This window comes from Streptomyces sp. NPDC016309 (assembly GCF_043077235.1).
GTDB lineage: Bacteria > Actinomycetota > Actinomycetes > Streptomycetales > Streptomycetaceae > Streptomyces.
Window position 1 is genome coordinate 19907 of sequence record NZ_JBIBSG010000010.1, and the last position, 16575, is coordinate 36481.

Below are 16575 nucleotides of genomic sequence, written 5' to 3' on the forward strand. Positions count from 1 at the left end.
ACCGATCGGCGGCGGCTCCGGTATCCATGAAGGACGGGGCGGACACCTTGTGCGGAGGTGTCCGCCCCGTCGTCGTGCGTCCGGGGGAGCCGACCGGGGGAGCCGTCCGGGGGCCAGGAACCAGGGGCCGGGTGCCGTGGGGAGCCGGGGCCGGGGGCCGAGGGGCCGGGGGCCGAGGGACGCGGGGAGCCCGGGCCCGCGCGGGGTCCCGGGGAGGAATGCGGGTTCCTGTTGCATTGCGGCCGGTTGAATTCCGGGCTGTTGAACACCGGACCTTTATGTCAGGTCAATGTACCGGCCAATGTCGGCTGAATGTGCTGATTCATCCCGCAAAGAACGGGCGGAGCGCGGCCACCGGATCCCCACCCGCCGACCGCGCCCCATTACCCCTGCCGGGCGGGAGAGCCGCAACCTTTCAGGTCCGCCGCCGGACGCGCGAAGCCCCCCACGGTCTTCACCACGTCACCTCGGTCCTGAAGGTTTCCTGCCCGACGGCGTACAGCTTTTCGGTTCACCCCCGGTCTCCGCGATGCGTTTCAACTGTGGCTGAAATGCCGTGGTGACGGCCTGTGATGGCATGCATACTCATTGGCGGGGGGTGATTGCGGATGCAACAGGGGTGGGTTCAGTGCTGCGTATTCATTTCACCGGGGACGACCTCGCGGGGGTCAGGATGGCCGCCCGGCCCGACGCGTTGTGGGAGACGATTCTCAGCTTTCACCGGCTGCGGGACCGGCGCGGCGCCCTGGTCTACGGAGCGTGGCGCTCGGAATCCCGGACGCGGCTGAACGGCGAGACGAGGCTCCTCGGCGCGCTCGTGCCGACCCGGGGCTATTTCCCCGACTTCCTCACGCCTCCCCAGGGCCTCGACGGCCTCGACGCGGGACTCCAGGCGGTGCGGGCCACCCCGCCGGCCCGGGTCCACACCGAACTGGCCCTGCTGGCCGCCTCCCGGCCCGGCTCGGCCCCGCTGCCCGCCTGGGCCCGCGACCTCGCCGAGGGCCGCCAGGAGCCGTTCGGACGCCTCGTCGGGGCGTTGCGCGGCTACCACCGGGCCGCCGTCGAGCCGTACTGGGCGCACATCGAGGCCCGCGTCGAGGCCGACCGGGCGGTGCGCGGGCGCGCCCTCCTCGACGGCGGCGCCGACGAACTGCTCGCCTCCCTGCCGCCGGTGCTGCGCTGGCGCGCGCCCGTGCTGGAGGCGGACTACCCCGTCGACCGTGAGCTGCACCTGGACGGGCGGGGCCTGCTGCTCCAGCCGTCGTACTTCTGCCGGGGCACCCCGGTGGTGCTCCGGGACCCCGAGCTGCCGCCCGTGCTGGTCTACCCCGTGACGCACACCGACGCGCCCGCCCCGGGCCCCGGCGAGCCCGGGGCGTCCCCGCTGGGCCGGCTCGTCGGGCACACCCGGTGCGCGGTCCTCAGGGCCATAGGGCACGGCGGTACGACCAGCGAGCTGGCCCGCCGCGCCGGGGTGTCCCTCGCCTCCGCCAGCCAGCACGCGGGCGTGCTGCGCGACGCCGGCCTGGTGGTCACCCTCCGCCAGGGCAGCTCCGTCCTGCACACCCTGACGCCACTGGGCGCCGCCCTCCTGCACGGGGGCGGCACCCAGCCCGGACAGCTCCAGCAGCGGCGGCGTTACGCGCGGAACGGCCCCGTCACCTCGTAGGTGATGCCGCCCGACGAACTGCCGGTGGTGCCCCGCTGGCTGGAGAAGTACAGCCGCTTGCCGTCCGGCGAGAAGGCCGGGCCGCAGATCTCCGAGCCGGACTGGCCGTTGATCCGCAGGAAGGGCGCCACCACGTCGTCGGGCGTGATGACGCAGATCTCCATGTTGCCGCCGTCCTCGGCGACGAACAGATCGCCGGAGGACGAGCCGGTGACGTTGTCCACGCCGGTCAGCGGGGCGGAGCCGCCGCTGACCAGCGAGTCGTCGTAGGCCAGCTCGTAGGTGTTGTCGGTGAGGTCGAGCTGCCAGAGGCGGTTGTCGCCCTTGGTGGTGAACCAGACGGTGTCGTTGGCGTAGTGGCAGCCCTCGCCGCCGTTGAACCGCTTGGCGCCGGAGACCTGGTCACGGGTGTAGGCGGGGGAGCCGTCCGGATCCGGCACGGTCACCCAGGTGAAGCTGCCGGAGGCGGCGGTGCCGGCCTTCAGCACCTGGAGGGTGCCGGCGGACAGGTCGCCCCAGGTGGTGGGGACGAAGCGGTACAGGCAGCCGTTGGTCTCGTCCTCGGTGAGGTACACGACCTTGCGCACGGGGTCGGCGGCGGCCGCCTCGTGCTTGAAGCGGCCCATCGCGTCCCGGCGCACGGCCCCGTTCACGCCGAACGGGTCGGTCTCGTACACGTACCCCAGGCTGACCTCCTCGCAGGACAGCCAGGTGTTCCACGGGGTCCTGCCGCCGGCGCAGTTCTGCCGGGTGTTCGACAGGATGCGGTAGGCGCCGGTGATGGCGCCGGTCGAGGAGAACGTCACGGCGCTCGCGCCGCCGCCCGGGTTGATCTCCGAGTTCGACACGTAGATCCAGCCCGTGCCGTCGGCGAAACAGGCGCCGCCGTCGGGGGCGTTGTGCCAGGTGTACGCGGTCGGCCCGACCTTCTGGCCGGAGCGGGCGATCACCCGGCTGGTGAAGCCGGCGGGCAACTGGATGCCGTTGGCGTCCGCCGCGCCGAGCGCCCCGTAGGGGCCCGGGCCGGGCTGGGCCGGGGCCGCGTAGGCCGCGCCCTGCATCAGGGTGCCGCCGAAGGCCGCCACCGTGCCGCCCATGACCGCTCCACGCAGGAAACTGCGACGTTCCACTTGTCACTCCAAGGGTGTGTGACCCTCCCGCCGCGCCGGTCGGGCGACGGGGCCGCGCGCTTCCGGAACCTAGGAGTCCCTCATGGACGGTGCATCAACGGCCGGTGAAGCGGAAGCGGCGGAGCCCTGCTGCTTCGGCGCGGGGGTGGTTCCCGGCCGGAACCGCGCCGGGCCCGGGCCCGGCGCCCGGGTGGGTGGAGTGGCGGGGGACGCCGAGTGGGGCGAAGTTCTTCCCGAGGGGTTGCTCGCGCACCGATGAATCGTGCCGGACTCCCCGGTCTACCCCCCCGACAGCGACACACACGAGAGAAGAGAAGACGACCATGCCCCAGATGATCTTCGTGAACCTGCCGGTGAAGGACCTCGAGACCTCGAAGGCCTTCTGGAGCAAGCTCGGCTACTCCTTCAACGAGCAGTTCAGCGACGACAGGACCGCGTGCCTGGTCATCAGCGACACCATCTTCGTCATGCTGCTCACCGAGCCGCGCTTCAAGGACTTCACCAAGAAGGACGTCGCGGACGCGGCGCGCACCACCGAGGCGATCTTCGCGCTGAGCGCCGACAGCCGGGAGCGGGTCGACCGGCTGTGCGACGCCGCGCTGGCGTCCGGCGGGTCCGCCGCCAACGAGCCGCAGGACTACGGCACGATGTACGGCCGCTCCTTCCAGGACCCCGACCACCACCTGTGGGAGGTCATCTGGATGGACCCGAAGGTGGTGGAGGGCCAGGCCTGACCGGGCTCCCACCCCACCGCGTGGACCCGCACGCCGTCGCCCGGGTGGTCCAGGGCGGCGGCGCGGGCCGGCGCACGACACGGCGGCCCGCGCTCACCGCGGCGGGTCAGGCCACGGCCGCCGCGACGAGTTCCCGGGTCCGCACCGGGAAGACCGCCACCGACACCTCCTCGTCGTCCAGGCACCGCCCCGTCTCCAGGTCGAAGCGCTGCTTCAGCAGCGGCGACGCCACGAACGGCCGTCCGCCCGCCGAACCGATCAGGCCGCGCGACAGCACCTGGGCGCCGGTGAAGGGGTCCCGGTTGTCGATCGCGTACAGCCGGCCCGCCCGGTCCCGGAACAGCGCCGCCTGCCGGCCGTCCGGCAGCAGGGCCGCCATGCCGCGCCCCGGGGTCAGTACCGAGTCGTCGCAGACCGTCAGCCAGTCGTCGTCGTGGCAGAGTTCGAGCATCATCGGGCGGAGGCTCCTTCCAGGGGTTCCAGCGTGAGGATCGTCAGGTCCGGCTTGATCTGGCCGCGCTGGGGCACGAACTTCACCGACGGGTCCGGCGCGTCCGGGGCGTTCACGAAGGAGACGAACCGGCGCAGCCGCTCGGGGTCGTTCAGCGTCTCGGCCCACTCGTCGTGGTAGCTCGCCACGTGCGCGGCCATCAGCGCCTCCAGCTCGTCGCACAGCCCGAGCTTGTCGTGCACGACCACGTCCCGGAGGTGGTCCAGGCCGCCCTCCAGCCGCTCCAGCCAGGCCGCCGTGCGCTCCAGCCGGTCGGCGGTACGGATGTAGAACATCAGGAACCGGTCGATCAGCCGGATCAGCTCCGCGTCCGACAGGTCCTGGGCGAGCAGGTCCGCGTGGCGCGGCGTGGCGCCGCCGTTGCCGCCGACGTACAGGTTCCAGCCGTTCGCCGTGGCGATCACGCCGAAGTCCTTCGACTGGGCCTCCGCGCACTCGCGCGCACATCCCGAGACGGCCGACTTGAGCTTGTGCGGGGCGCGCAGGCCCCGGTAGCGCAGCTCCAGGTCGATGGCCATCTTCACCGAGTCCTGCACGCCGTACCGGCACCAGGTCTGGCCCACGCAGGACTTCACCGTCCGCAGCGACTTGCCGTACGCGTGGCCCGACTCGAAGCCCGCGTCCACCAGCCGGGTCCAGATCTGCGGAAGCTGGTCCACCCGCGCGCCGAACAGGTCGATCCGCTGCCCACCCGTGATCTTGGTGTAGAGGCCGAAGTCCCGGGCCACCTCACCGATCACGATCAGTTTCTCCGGGGTGATCTCCCCGCCCGGGATGCGCGGCACGATCGAGTACGAGCCGTTGCGCTGCATGTTCGCCAGGAAGTGGTCGTTGGTGTCCTGGAGGGCCGCCCGCTCGCCGTCGAGGATGTACTCGTTGGTCAGGCTGGCCAGGATCGACGCCACGGCCGGCTTGCAGACCTCGCAGCCCTCGCCGCCGCGCGCCTCCTCGCGGCCGTGCGAGTCCAGCAGCTCCCCGTACGACGTGACGCGCAGGGTGCGGACGATCTCGTACAACTCGCTGCGGGTGTAGGAGAAGCAGCCGCACATCCCGCTGTCGGCCGGCTTCGGCAGGAGCTGCTGGATCACCTTCACACAACTGCCGCAGCCGGTGCCCGCCTTGGTGCACTTCTTCACCTCGGGCAGCGAGGAGCAGGCACAGATGGCGCCCTTGGTGACGTTGTGGCAGGAGCAGATGATCGCGTCGTCGGGGAGCGACTGCGGGCCCAGCGACACCGGCGCACCGGCACCGGCCGGCAGCACCAGCTGCTCGGGCGCCACCGGCGGCTTCGTCCCGGTCATCGGGCGCAGCATGCCGTACGACTCGGCGTCACCGACCAGGACACCGCCCAGCAGCACGCCGTCGGGGTCCACCACCAGCTTCTTGTAGATCCCGGAGCGGGAGTCCGAGTAGACGACGTCCAGGCAGCCCTCGGCCGTGCCGTGCGCGTCGCCGAACGACGCCACGTCCACGCCGAGGAGCTTCAGCTTGGTGGACATGTCGGCACCCGTGAAGCCGTCCACCTCCTCGTCCGCGATCGTCGCGGCGGCGGTCAGCGCCATCTCGTACCCGGGCGCGACCAGGCCGTACACCCGGCCGTCCACCGCCATGGCGCACTCGCCGATCGCGTACACCGCCGGGTCCGACGTCCGGCACCGCTCGTCCACCGCGATGCCGCCGCGCTCGCCGACCGCCAGGCCGCAGTCGCGCGCAAGCTGGTCCCGGGGCCGTACGCCCGCCGAGAAGACCACCATGTCGGTGGTGACCGTCGAGCCGTCCGACAGGGCCATGCCGGTCACCGAGCCGTCCTCGGTGAGGACCTCCTGCGTGCCGGTGCCGGTGTGGACGACGAGGCCCATGTTCTCGATGGTGCGCAGCAGCGCCGCGCCGCCGCCCTCGTCGACCTGCACCGGCATCAGCCGCGGCGCGAACTCCACCACGTGCGTCTCCAGGCCCAGGCCCTTGAGCGCGCCGGCCGCCTCCAGGCCGAGCAGCCCGCCGCCGACCACCGCGCCGGTCCGCGCCGTCTTGGCGTACTCCTCGATGGCGAGCAGGTCCTCGATCGTCCGGTAGACGAAGCAGCCCGTGGCGTCCTTGCCCGGCACCGGCGGGACGAAGGGGTAGGAGCCGGTGGCCAGCACGAGGGTGTCGTACGCGATCACCCGGCCGGCCCGCGAGGTGACCGTGCGGGCCTCGCGGTCGATGGTCTCGGCCGGGTCGTCCAGGTGCAGCTCGATGCCGTGCCGCGCCATGAAGCCGTCCTCGACCATGGACAGGTCGTCGGGCGTCTTCCCGTCGAAGTACGAGGTCAGGCGCACCCGGTCGTACGCCGGGCGGGGCTCCTCGCAGAGCACGACGATCCGCGCCCGCTCCGTGACCCCGCGCTCGGCGAGGGCCTCCAGGAAGCGCTGGCCGACCATGCCGTGGCCGACGAGGACGATTGTGGGCATGTGGGCCATTTCAGGAGCCTCCGTCATGGGTGAGCAGATGGAGCAGGGGCGCTTCCGGGAGGGCCTCGTCGCCCTCCCAGGCCCGGGCGAGCGCCCCGACCGCGCCGAGGTCGCCGAGCAGCACGCCCCCGACGAGCCGGTCGCCTCGGACGACGACCTTCCGGTACGCGCCGCTGGTGGCGTCGGCGAGCTGCACGGTGTCGTCACCGGGCAGCGGCGTCGCCTCGCCGAACGCCGCCAGTTCGAGGGCGTCCATGCTGAGCCGGGTCAGCGCGCGGGTGCCCCGGTAGGCGCCGGTGCCGTGGGTCAGCACCTCGGTGAGGACGTCGGCCTGCTCCAGGGCGGCGCCGGCCAGCCCGTAGAGCCGGCCGTCGTGCTCGGCGCAGTCACCGACGGCGTGGATGTACGGGTCGGAGGTGCGCAGCCGGTCGTCCACGACGATCCCGCGCTTCACGTCCAGGCCTGCCTCCAGGGCGAGGCCCACGCGGGGGCGCACCCCGCAGGCGAGGACGACGACATCGGCGGCCAGCACGAAGCCGTCGGCCAGTTCGACCGCCTCCACCGTGTCGTCCACGCACCGCAGGCCCCGGACGCGGCACTCGGTGTGCACCTCCACGCCCAGGTCCGCCTCCAGGTGGCGGCGGAGGATCGCGGACGCGCCCGCGTCGAGCTGGCGCTCCATCAGGTGCTCGCCCTGCTGGGCCAGCACCACCTCCGCGCCCCGGGCGGCCAGCGCGCGGGCCGCCGACACGCCCAGCAGCCCGCCGCCAATCACCACCGCCCGCGCCCCGGGGCCCACCAGCGCGTCCAGCGCCAGGCAGTCGTCGAGCGTCCGGAACGCGTGCACCCCGGCCGGCAGCCGTCCGGCCCCCAGGCCCCGCAGCGGCGGCAGCACCGGGTTCGAGCCGGTGGCCAGCACCAGCCGGTCGTAGGCGAACGCCTCGCCGCCCGCGCAGTGCACCACCCGGGCGGCGCGGTCGATGCGGGTCACCCGCACCGAGTGCCGCGACCCGTCTTCCCGGGGGGCCGGCAGGGCGATGACCTCGGGCCCGTACCGCCCGGCCAGGACATCCGCGAGCAGCACCCGGTTGTACGGGGCGTGCGGCTCCTCGCCGAGCAGGGTGACGGGCAGCCGCTCGGCGAGACGCGCGCCCGCCGTGCCTCCGCCGACCACCACGATCCGTGAACTCATGCCCGTCAGCGTGCGTCGGCGGTGTTACCCGACCGCATCCCGATTGTTTCGCCCACGGAAAGCTGATCTCAGCGGAGCCCGGCTCCGGGCGTGAGGAGCAGCGGCGCGGACCCCGCCGCCCGGCGGCGCCCACCGGCGGCCGGACCTCAGAGGTACCTCAAGCCTCCCTGGTTCCGTGGACGGCACACGTATCCCGTCCCTAGGCTCATGGTCATGCCCGAGATATCGCTGACCACCCTGGTCCTCCTCTGTTCGGCCGCCCTCGTGGCGGGGTGGATCGACGCCGTGGTGGGCGGCGGCGGGCTGCTGCTCCTGCCTGCGCTGCTGCTCGGTCTGCCGCACGTCCCGGCCGCCCAGGTCCTCGGCACCAACAAGGCGGTGGCGATCGTGGGCACCACGGGTGCCGCCGTGACCTACGTGCGCAAGGCGCCGGTAGACGTGGGGACGGCGGTGCGGATCGGGCTGGCGGCCCTGGCCGGGTCCATGGGCGGCGCCTTCTTCGCCGCGGGGATCAGCAGCGACGTGCTGCGGCCGGTCATCATGGTGGTGCTGCTGGGCGTGGCGGCGTTCGTGATGCTGCGGCCCTCGTTCGGCACGGCCACCGCCGGGCGGCCGGTCACCCGGGCCCGGGTGGTCACCGCGATCGTCCTCGTCGGCGGCGGCATCGGCTTCTACGACGGGCTGTTCGGCCCCGGGACCGGCACGTTCCTGGTGCTGGCCCTGACCGCCGTGCTCCACCTGGACCTGGTGACCGCGTCGGCCACCGCCAAGATCGTGAACGTGTGCACCAACGCGGGGGCGCTGGCGATGTTCGCGTACCAGGGGACGGTGCTGTGGCGGCTCGCCGCGCTGATGGCGGTGTTCAACCTGGCGGGCGGGATGTTCGGGGCGCGGATGGCGCTGCGCAAGGGCGCGGAGTTCGTGCGGGGCGTGCTGCTGGTGGTCGTCTTCTCGCTGGTGGCGAAGCTGGCCTTCGACCAGTTCGGCTAGGTCGTGTCCGCGGAGTCTCGCCTGGCCCGCGGTCCTGCACGCGCGCTCGGGCGCCTCAGCGGACGCCGATCAGGTGGGCGTACGCGACGACGTTGCCCCGGTAGCCGGTCTTCCGGTCGAACCCGCCGCCGCAGGTGATCACCCGGAGCTCCGCCCGGTCGGCGGCCCCGTAGACCTTCCGGTCGGGGAAGCCGTCCTTCTCGTACACCTCGATCGCGTCGATGGTGAAGACCGCTGTCCGGCCGTCGTCGCGGGCGACCTCGACGCGGTGGCCCTTCTTCAGCGCGCCGAGCGCGTAGAAGACGGCGGGCCCCTCGGCGTTGTCGACGTGCCCGACCACCAGGGCGGTGCCCTTGGCGCCGGGCGGGGTGCCGTCCGCGTACCAGCCGGCGACGTTCGGGTTGCCGGCCGGCGGGACCTCCAGGCTGCGGTCCGGTGCCAGGCCCAGGCGCATCACCGGGGCGTCGACGCCGATCTCGGGGATGCGGACGCGGACCGGGGCGGCGGCGGGCAGCGGGTCGGCGGCCGCGTCGGTGTGCCGGTGGGGTCCGGCGGCGAAGGCCTCGGCGGCGGTGGGGACGGGCGGGGTCGTCTCCGCGGAGCCGTTCTGGACCAGCCAGAGGCCGACGCAGGCGGCGATGACCACGCCCCAGCCCTTGCCCTTCTTCCCGGCGCCGTTCACGGTGTCGTTCCCGGCGCCGCTCCTGGTGTCGTCGGTCATGGCTGCCCTCGCGGGGGATGGGGCTCCCCGCCCGCGCCGCGGTCTCGGGGACACACGCGGCGGGGGCGGGGAGCGGGGCGGGGGTACGGGGACGGACCCCGTCAGCTGTCCTGCGCGCCGCTCGCCCGGCGGCGCAGGAGCCAGACCCCGCCTACGGCGGAGGCGGCCAGCACGGCCACTCCCGCCGCGATCTGGGTGGTGTCGGGGCCGACGCTGCCGCCCACCCCGGTCCGTACGTGGCCACTGGGGTCGTGGCGGCCCTGGTCGTGCCCCCCGGTGCCGCCCGAGTCGTGGCCGCCCGAGTGCCCGCCCGAGTCGTGGCCGCCGGAGTCGTTGCCCCCGTGCCGGACGGTCAGGTCACCGGTGGCCGTCCTGCCGTTGTCGCAGGCGACGGCGATGGCGTAGGTGCCCGGCTTGGTGTGGGAGGGCACGGTGAACCGGCCGACCACGACGTCCTTGTGGGCGCCCGGCGACAACTCGAAGTCGCCCGCGCCCAGGGACTGCGCGTCACCGATCCCGTGGCCCTTCTTGCCGCACGCGGTGGTGTTGACCGTGACGGTCTCACCGGGTTCGGCGGGTGACGGGTACACCTCCAGCTTCCCGAAGTCACCGGCGGGGGCGGCGTACACGGCCGGCGAGGCGAGGGCGCCGAGCGAGACGACCGCCAGCGCGGTACCGGTCAGCAGGCGGGCAGTGGTGCGCATGGGGTCCTCCGGGGCGCGCGACGGGGGGTGGGGCAGGCTGATCTCCTGTGTCCGAGGTAAGACCCCACCCGCCGCCCGCGCCTGCTGATGACCCATCAGATTGCGCCGTCCGGGTCGGCGTGGCGCCCTGGACGCCGGACGTCGCCGCAGGTCAGGGGCGATTCACCGGGCCCGTCGGGCGGGTCGCCCCGAACGGGTGACGCCGCCCTCGCCGGAACCGCTTGACCTCAACTTTGGTTGAGGTACCAAGGTCTTCCCCATGAACACCGACCGCACCTCCTCGCCGCTCAAGCTCGCCGTCGTCGTCGCCAGCAACCGCGAAGGCCGCTTCGGGCCCGTCGTCGCCGACTGGTTCCTCGGCCACACCGCCCAGCACGCCGACTTCACCGTCGACGTCCTCGACCTGGCCGACCCGGCGGCCGAGCTGCCCACCGCCCTCTCCTACGACCCCGCCCCCGAGGTCCGCGAGCGGCTCGCCAGGGTCGGCCCCGTGCTGGCCGCCGCCGACGCCTTCGTCGTCCTCACCCCCGAGTACAACCACTCCTTCCCCGCCTCCCTCAAGAACCTCATCGACTGGCACTACACCGAATGGCAGGCGAAGCCCGTCGGCTTCGTCTCCTACGGCGGCATGTCGGGCGGTCTGCGCGCCGTCGAGCAACTGCGGCAGGTCTTCGCCGAGATGCACGCGGTGACCATCCGGGACACCGTCTCCTTCCACAACGCCCGCGGCCACTTCGACGAGGACGGCCGCCACAAGGACCCCACCGCCGCGGACGCCGCCGCCAAGACGATGCTCGACCAGCTCGCCTGGTGGGCCCACGCCCTCCGCGACGCCAAGGCCGTCCGCCCCTACACGGGATAGGTCCCGGGGTGCGTACGCTCGGCCGTACGCGGCGCGGCGAGCCCCGGAACCGAACCGAGCCCCCATGACGCGCCGCCGTGGCGTGACGACGACGCGCGGAGGAGAGACCGTGACCCTGGCCCTGACCGTACTCACCACGACCGACGGCGCCGACAAGGCGCAGGAACTGGCCCGGGGAGCGGTGGAGGCGCGGCTCGCCGCCTGCGCCCAGGTCTCCGGGCCGGTCACCTCGGTCTACCACTGGCAGAACGCCATCGAGACCAGCCAGGAATGGCAGGTCCTCTTCAAGACCACGGAGGACTGCTACCCCGCGCTGGAGGCGTACCTCACCGACCGGCACGACTACGACACGCCCGAGATCATCGCCACCCCGGTGGTGCGGGGCAGCACGGCCTACCTGTCCTGGATCCGGCAGGAGACGTCGGCGCGATGACGGGGCCGTCCGGGGAACTGCCCTTCTTCGTCTACGGGACGCTGCGCCCGGGCGAGTACAACCACGACCGGTTCCTCCGCGGCCGCACCGCCGCGGAGGAACCGGCCCGGCTGACCGGGGCCCTGCTGTACGAAGGGCCCGGTTACCCCTACCTGGTGCGCGGCGAGGGACGGGTGGCCGGTGAGCTGATCAGCGCCGCGCCGGGCGGGTACGCGCGGCTCCTCGACGTACTGGACCGCCTGGAGCACGGCTACGAGCGGCAGGTGTGCGAGGTGGTGCGCGCCCGGGACGGCGCGAGGGTCCGCGCCTGGGTGTACGTGGCCACGCCCGCCGTACGTCTGGGGGAGCCGATAGCGGGCGGGGACTGGCTCAGCCGGCGTCCGGCGCCGCGCCCGCTTCCAGACGCACCGCGCACACCTTGAACTCGGGCATGCGCGAGGTCGGGTCGAGCGCCGGGTTGGTGAGCGTGTTCGCCCGGCCCTCCCCGGCCCAGTGGAACGGCATGAACACCGTGTCCGGCCGGATCCCGGTGGTGATCCGCGCCGGGGCCACGGCCCGCCCGCGCCGCGAGACGACGGTGACCGGCTCGCCCTCGGCCACGCCCAGCCGGTCCGCCAGCCGGGGGTGCAGCTCCACGAACGGCCCGGGCGCGGCGGCGTTCAGCTCGGCGACGCGCCGGGTCTGGGCCCCCGACTGGTACTGGGACACGACACGCCCGGTGGTCAGCACCACCGGGTACTCCTCGTCCGTCTCCTCGGCCGCCGCCCGGTGCGTGACGGGCACGAACCGCGCCCGCCCGTCCGGTGTCGCGAACCGGTCCAGGAACAGCCGGGGCGTACCGGGGTGCTCCGGCTCGGGACACGGCCAGAAGACGCCGTCCTCCTCCGCGATCCGGCGGTAGCTGATGCCCGCGTAGTCGGCGGGGCCGCCGGCCGACGCGCGGCGCAGCTCCTCGAAGACCTCCTCCGGGTCGGTGGGGAAGCCCTTCTCCCAGCCGAGCAGCCCGGCCAGCGCGTGCATCACCTCCAGGTCGCTGCGCACGCCCTCGGGCGGGTCGACGGCCCGGCGGCGCAGCAGGACGCGGCCCTCCAGGTTGGTGAGGGTGCCGGTCTCCTCCGCCCACTGGGTGACGGGCAGCACGACGTCGGCGAGCGCCGCGGTCTCCGACAGCACCACGTCCGCCACGGCGAGGAAGTCCAGGGACTCGATCCGCTCCTGGATGTGCGCGGCGCGCGGCGCCGACACCACCGGGTTGGACCCCATCAGCAGCAGGGCCCTGATGTCGGTGCCGAGGGCGTCCAGCAGTTCGTAGGCACTGCGGCCGGGGCCGGGGAGGACGGCGGGGTCGACGCCCCAGACGCCGGCGACGTGGGCGCGGGCCGCGGGGTCGTCGAGCTTGCGGTAGCCGGGGAGCTGGTCGGCCTTCTGCCCGTGCTCGCGCCCGCCCTGTCCGTTGCCCTGGCCGGTCAGGCAGCCGTACCCGGACAGGGGCCGGCCGGCGCGGCCGGTGGCCAGGCACAGGTTGATCCAGGCGCCGACGGTGTCGGTCCCCTTGGACTGCTGCTCGGGGCCGCGGGCGGTCAGCACCATCGACTCGGGCGCGTCGCAGAACATCGCCACCGCCTCGCGCAGTTGCGGGACCGGTACGCCGGTGATGCGCTCGACCAGCGCGGGCCAGTGGGACATGGCGGCCGCGCGGGCGTCCGCCCAGCCCGTCGTACGGCTCTCGATGAACTCCTCGTCGGTCCGCCCCTCCGCCACCACCAGGTGCAGCAGCCCCAGCGCGAGCGCCAGGTCGGTGCCGGGGCGGGGGGCGAGGTGGAGGTCGGCCTGCTCGGCGGTACGGGTGCGGCGCGGGTCGACGACGATGAGCCGGCCGCCGTTCTCCTTCAGCTCGGTGAGGTACCGGAGGGCCGGCGGCATGGTCTCGGCGAGGTTCGACCCGACGAGGATCACGCACCCGGTGCGGGGGACGTCCTCCAGCGGGAAGGGCAGCCCCCGGTCGAGCCCGAAGGCCCGCTGGTGGGCGGCGGCGGCGGACGACATGCAGAACCGGCCGTTGTAGTCGATCTGCGAGGTCCCGAGGACCAACCGGGCGAACTTGCCGAGTGTGTACGCCTTCTCGTTGGTGAGCCCGCCGCCCCCGAACACCCCGACGGCGTCGGCCCCGTGCGCGTCCCGGGTGCCGCGCAGCCCGTCGGCGACGGTCCGCAGGGCCTCCTCCCAGGAGGCGGGTTCGAGCCGGCCGGTGGCGGGGTTGCGGACCAGGGGCCCGTCCAGCCGGACCCGGGAGGAGAGCACCGCGGGCGCGGTCCGTCCCTTGCCGCAGAGGGCGCCCCGGTTGACGGGGAAGTCGGTGCGCTCCACCACCTCGACGCCGTCGCCGGCGGGCCGGAGGTTCATCCCGCACTGCAGCGCGCAGTACGGACAGTGCGTGGCGGTGGTGGTGGTGAGCATGCCCCTGAGCATGCGTCCCGCGTGTTACGCCCACCGTCACGCCGCATTACACGCCCGGTACGGCCGCCTCCGCACCCCCGCCCCGTGGCGGTGAGGGCCGCGCCCGGGCAGCGACCGCCGGACCCGGGCGCCGGGCGCACCCGGACCCCGCGCGGCCCGGCGGGCGCACCCGGCTGCCCGGGTCACCACCCGAGGCGCCCGCGCGGCCCGGGTCACCGCCCCGGGCGCCCGCGCGGGCCGGGTCACCGCCCCAGGGCCTCCGTCACGCCCGTCTCCTCGCGTCCCAGGAATGTCGGGTCCGGCTCCAGCGCCGCGTCCAGGGCCGCCTTGCCCGCCGCCACCAGCTCCCGCGCCCCGCCGTAGTACCAGACCGAGTCGTGCGGCTCGTCGACGCCGACGCCGTACGTGTCGATCCCGGCCGCCTGGCAGAGCGCGACCGCCCGGCGGATGTGGAAGCCCTGGGTGACCAGCACGGCGTCGTCCACACCGAAGATCTTCTTCGCGCGCACGCACGAGTCCCAGGTGTCGAAGCCCGCGTAGTCGCTGACGATCCGTCCGTCCGGCACGCCGCGCTCCCGCAGGTACGCGCGCATGGCGTCCGGCTCGTCGTATTCGACCCGGCCGTTGTCACCGGTCACGAGCAGCACCTTGACCTTGCCGTCCCGGTACAGCGCGGCGGCGGTGTCGAGCCGGTGCGCCAGGTACGGCGTCGGGCGTCCCTTCCACAGGCCGGCCCCGAAGACGACGGCGACGTCCCGGGCGGGCACGTCGGCCGGGGTGCGGAGCCGGCCGTCGGCGACGGCGTGCGTCCACGTGGCGGGCATGAGCGCGAGGACGCAGCCCAGCACGGCACCCCGCACCAGCCGCCGCTGCCCCCGCCGGCTCACCGGCCACTTCAGCCTCGACCGTACGGACCGCACACCCTGTCGGAATCCCACGCCCCACCTCATCCCACGCCCCACCTCCGCCTCTTCCGACGCCGGAACGGCCCCTCCGGTTCAGTGCGGCACGTGTGATCCCTCCGACGGCCGTCCTCCGTAGAGCAGGGCGGCGAGCGCGGCTCCCAGGAGGCCGCCCAGGAGCTGGGCCGCGATGAAGCCCGGCATCGACGCGGGGGCGATGCCGGTGAACGAGTCCGTCAGGGACCGGCCCACCGTCGCGGCCGGGTTGGCGAAGGAACCGGAGGAGGTGAACCAGATCGCGGCGGCGATGTACGCGGCGACCGCGAGCGGCGCGAGCCGGGCGCGCCCGATCCGGTCCAGGCCCTGGACGAGCAGCACCAGACCGGCCGTGGCGACCGTCTCGCCGAGCAGCAGGTGCGCGTCGGACCGTGCCTGGGTGGACCAGCCGCCGGGCGCTCGCCCGTACATCGCCCCCGCCAGCAGCGCCCCCGCGACCGCCCCGGCCAGCTGGGCGGTGATGTAGAGGACGACCTCCCGGCCGGTCAGCCCGTCCCGGGTGCGCCGCCCGGTCCACCAGACGGAGAGCGTGACCACCGGGTTGAGGTGGGCCCCGGAGACCGGGGCGAACAGGGCGATCAGAAGTCCCAGGCCGATCGCCGAGGCCAGCGAGTTGGCCAGCAGCCGCACCCCGGTGTCGGCGCTGAGGCCGGTGGCCTGGATGCCCGAGCCGACGATGACCGCCACGAGCGCCCCGGTGCCGACCAGTTCTGCCCCGGCACGGCGCGGCAGCGCCGTCCGCGTCCCACTCATGGACCCCCCACTTCCTCTCTGTGGAAAAACTATTCCGTGTTTCGAAAGTAAGGTAGCGGGTAAATAAGATCGTTCTCTGCCCCGTGGCCTGGCACGATGTCCCGATGACCACGTCCGGCCCCTGGGCCCTCGCCGCCGCACGCAACAACGCCGAATGGTGCGCCACCATGTGCCGGGCCCACGGACTCGGCGGGGGCACCCTCGGCGAACGTGCCTGGACGCACCCGCGCCGGACGCCGCCGTACTACCCGGACGCCGTCACCCTCGCCCCCGACGCGCCCCTGGCGGAGGTGCTCGCCGGCATCGACCGGAGCACCCCCGGTGCCTCGGTCAAGGACGGGTTCGCCACCCTCGACCTCACCGGACACGGCTTCACGCCGCTGTTCGACGCCCGGTGGATCCACCGCCCCGCCGGCGCCCCCGCCCCGCACCACCCGGACACCGCCCCCTGGGAGCCCGTGCGCACCCCCGCGGAGCTCGCCGCCTGGGAGGACGCCTGGAGCGGCGGCGAGCCCCCGGACCTCTTCCGCCCCGCCCTCCTGGCCGACCCCGCGACCACCGTCCTCGCGGGCCGCGCACCGGACGGCCGTACCGTCGCCGGGGCGGTCGTCACCCACAGCACCGGCCCCGGGGTCGTGGGCGTCTCCAACGTCTTCGGCGCCGACCCCTGGCCCGGCTGCCTCGCGGCGCTCACCCGGCTGTGGCCCGGCACCCCGGTCGTCGGGTACGAGCACGGCGAGGACCTCGCGGCCGCCCTCGCCCACGGCTTCACGGCGACCGGCCCCCTCCGCGTCTGGATCGCCACCGCCTGACCCACGGCCCCGCTCCCGGCCCGACCGGCCGGTCCGGGGCGCCGTGAGCCGCTGGAAAACACCTGTCACCCGCGCGCAACGACCCGGCAACACCCGCCCGTCACCATCGATTCATGACGGAGCCGGCCCACCTCCACGCGCCCGACCCCCACCAGCGGCCCGGCTCCCGGCCGACCCCTCACCGCCAACGGAACGCGC

At 73.9% G+C, this 16575-nt stretch carries 17 protein-coding genes; 7 read left to right on the forward strand and 10 right to left on the reverse strand.

Annotated features, from left to right (window positions below):
* Nucleotides 1-628: 628 nt before the first annotated feature.
* The gene (locus ACF068_RS24560) at nt 629-1669 is read left to right on the forward strand and encodes an ArsR/SmtB family transcription factor (protein ID WP_392276450.1); all 1041 of its coding nucleotides are present in this window, start codon (nt 629-631) and stop codon (nt 1667-1669) included.
* Here ACF068_RS24560 and ACF068_RS24565 read toward each other — a convergent pair.
* Nucleotides 1639-2799: a PhoX family protein gene (locus ACF068_RS24565; protein ID WP_392276451.1), complete on the reverse strand. Its 1161-nt coding sequence runs from the start codon at nt 2797-2799 to the stop codon at nt 1639-1641. The two genes, ACF068_RS24560 and ACF068_RS24565, sit on opposite strands and share 31 nt — an antisense overlap.
* A 94-nt stretch (nt 2800-2893) precedes the next feature.
* Nucleotides 2894-3052 carry a hypothetical protein gene (locus ACF068_RS24570; RefSeq protein ID WP_392276452.1) on the reverse strand — a complete coding sequence of 53 codons (159 nt, stop codon included), beginning with the start codon at nt 3050-3052 and terminating at the stop codon, nt 2894-2896.
* A gap of 70 nt (nt 3053-3122) precedes the next feature.
* Between ACF068_RS24570 and ACF068_RS24575 the strand changes: the two genes are divergently transcribed.
* Nucleotides 3123-3533, forward strand: a complete 411-nt coding sequence (locus ACF068_RS24575; RefSeq protein WP_392276453.1) for a VOC family protein — start codon at nt 3123-3125, stop codon at nt 3531-3533.
* A 106-nt stretch (nt 3534-3639) separates the two neighbouring features.
* On the opposite strand, the gene nirD is transcribed toward ACF068_RS24575, so the two are convergent.
* The 3 genes from nirD to ACF068_RS24590 are packed head-to-tail and all read right to left on the reverse strand — an operon-like array spanning nt 3640 to nt 7686.
* The gene (gene nirD / locus ACF068_RS24580; RefSeq protein ID WP_392276454.1) at nt 3640-3987 is read right to left on the reverse strand and encodes a nitrite reductase small subunit NirD; all 348 of its coding nucleotides are present in this window, start codon (nt 3985-3987) and stop codon (nt 3640-3642) included.
* The gene (gene nirB, locus ACF068_RS24585) at nt 3984-6503 is read right to left on the reverse strand and encodes a nitrite reductase large subunit NirB (protein ID WP_392276455.1); all 2520 of its coding nucleotides are present in this window, start codon (nt 6501-6503) and stop codon (nt 3984-3986) included. Before nirB ends, nirD begins: the two co-directional genes overlap by 4 nt.
* A 1-nt stretch (nt 6504) precedes the next feature.
* On the reverse strand, nt 6505-7686 hold the full coding sequence (locus ACF068_RS24590) for an NAD(P)/FAD-dependent oxidoreductase (RefSeq protein ID WP_392276456.1): 1182 nt from the start codon (nt 7684-7686) through the stop codon (nt 6505-6507).
* Between the two features lie 213 nt (nt 7687-7899).
* On the opposite strand from ACF068_RS24590, the gene ACF068_RS24595 reads away from it, so the two are divergent.
* Nucleotides 7900-8676 carry a sulfite exporter TauE/SafE family protein gene (locus tag ACF068_RS24595; RefSeq protein ID WP_392276457.1) on the forward strand — a complete coding sequence of 259 codons (777 nt, stop codon included), beginning with the start codon at nt 7900-7902 and terminating at the stop codon, nt 8674-8676.
* A gap of 55 nt (nt 8677-8731) precedes the next feature.
* On the opposite strand, the gene ACF068_RS24600 is transcribed toward ACF068_RS24595, so the two are convergent.
* Both ACF068_RS24600 and ACF068_RS24605 read right to left on the reverse strand, forming a co-directional pair.
* On the reverse strand, nt 8732-9397 hold the full coding sequence (locus tag ACF068_RS24600; RefSeq protein WP_392276458.1) for a class F sortase: 666 nt from the start codon (nt 9395-9397) through the stop codon (nt 8732-8734).
* Nucleotides 9398-9498: 101 nt separating this feature from the next.
* Nucleotides 9499-10101 (reverse strand): hypothetical protein, encoded by a 603-nt coding sequence (locus ACF068_RS24605; RefSeq protein WP_392276459.1) that lies wholly within the window; start codon nt 10099-10101, stop codon nt 9499-9501.
* Nucleotides 10102-10360: 259 nt separating this feature from the next.
* On the opposite strand from ACF068_RS24605, the gene ACF068_RS24610 reads away from it, so the two are divergent.
* From ACF068_RS24610 to ACF068_RS24620, 3 genes are all read left to right on the forward strand, one after another.
* A complete protein-coding gene (locus ACF068_RS24610; protein WP_392276460.1) occupies nt 10361-10963 on the forward strand; it encodes an NADPH-dependent FMN reductase in 603 nt (200 codons plus the stop codon).
* Nucleotides 10964-11027: 64 nt separating this feature from the next.
* Nucleotides 11028-11396: a divalent-cation tolerance protein CutA gene (gene cutA, locus ACF068_RS24615; RefSeq protein ID WP_392276461.1), complete on the forward strand. Its 369-nt coding sequence runs from the start codon at nt 11028-11030 to the stop codon at nt 11394-11396.
* Nucleotides 11393-11818 carry a gamma-glutamylcyclotransferase family protein gene (locus ACF068_RS24620; RefSeq protein WP_392276462.1) on the forward strand — a complete coding sequence of 142 codons (426 nt, stop codon included), beginning with the start codon at nt 11393-11395 and terminating at the stop codon, nt 11816-11818. Before cutA ends, ACF068_RS24620 begins: the two co-directional genes overlap by 4 nt.
* On the opposite strand, the gene ACF068_RS24625 is transcribed toward ACF068_RS24620, so the two are convergent.
* The 3 genes from ACF068_RS24625 to ACF068_RS24635 form a co-directional block, all read right to left on the reverse strand.
* The gene (locus ACF068_RS24625) at nt 11766-13853 is read right to left on the reverse strand and encodes a molybdopterin oxidoreductase family protein (RefSeq protein WP_392276463.1); all 2088 of its coding nucleotides are present in this window, start codon (nt 13851-13853) and stop codon (nt 11766-11768) included. The genes ACF068_RS24620 and ACF068_RS24625 overlap by 53 nt on opposite strands.
* A 242-nt stretch (nt 13854-14095) precedes the next feature.
* Nucleotides 14096-14803 (reverse strand): vancomycin high temperature exclusion protein, encoded by a 708-nt coding sequence (locus tag ACF068_RS24630; protein WP_392276464.1) that lies wholly within the window; start codon nt 14801-14803, stop codon nt 14096-14098.
* Nucleotides 14804-14851: 48 nt separating this feature from the next.
* On the reverse strand, nt 14852-15565 hold the full coding sequence (locus ACF068_RS24635) for an aquaporin (protein WP_392276465.1): 714 nt from the start codon (nt 15563-15565) through the stop codon (nt 14852-14854).
* A 104-nt stretch (nt 15566-15669) separates the two neighbouring features.
* Here ACF068_RS24635 and ACF068_RS24640 point away from each other — a divergent pair, with 104 nt between their 5' ends.
* A complete protein-coding gene (locus ACF068_RS24640; protein WP_392276466.1) occupies nt 15670-16377 on the forward strand; it encodes a hypothetical protein in 708 nt (235 codons plus the stop codon).
* Nucleotides 16378-16575 lie beyond the last annotated feature (198 nt).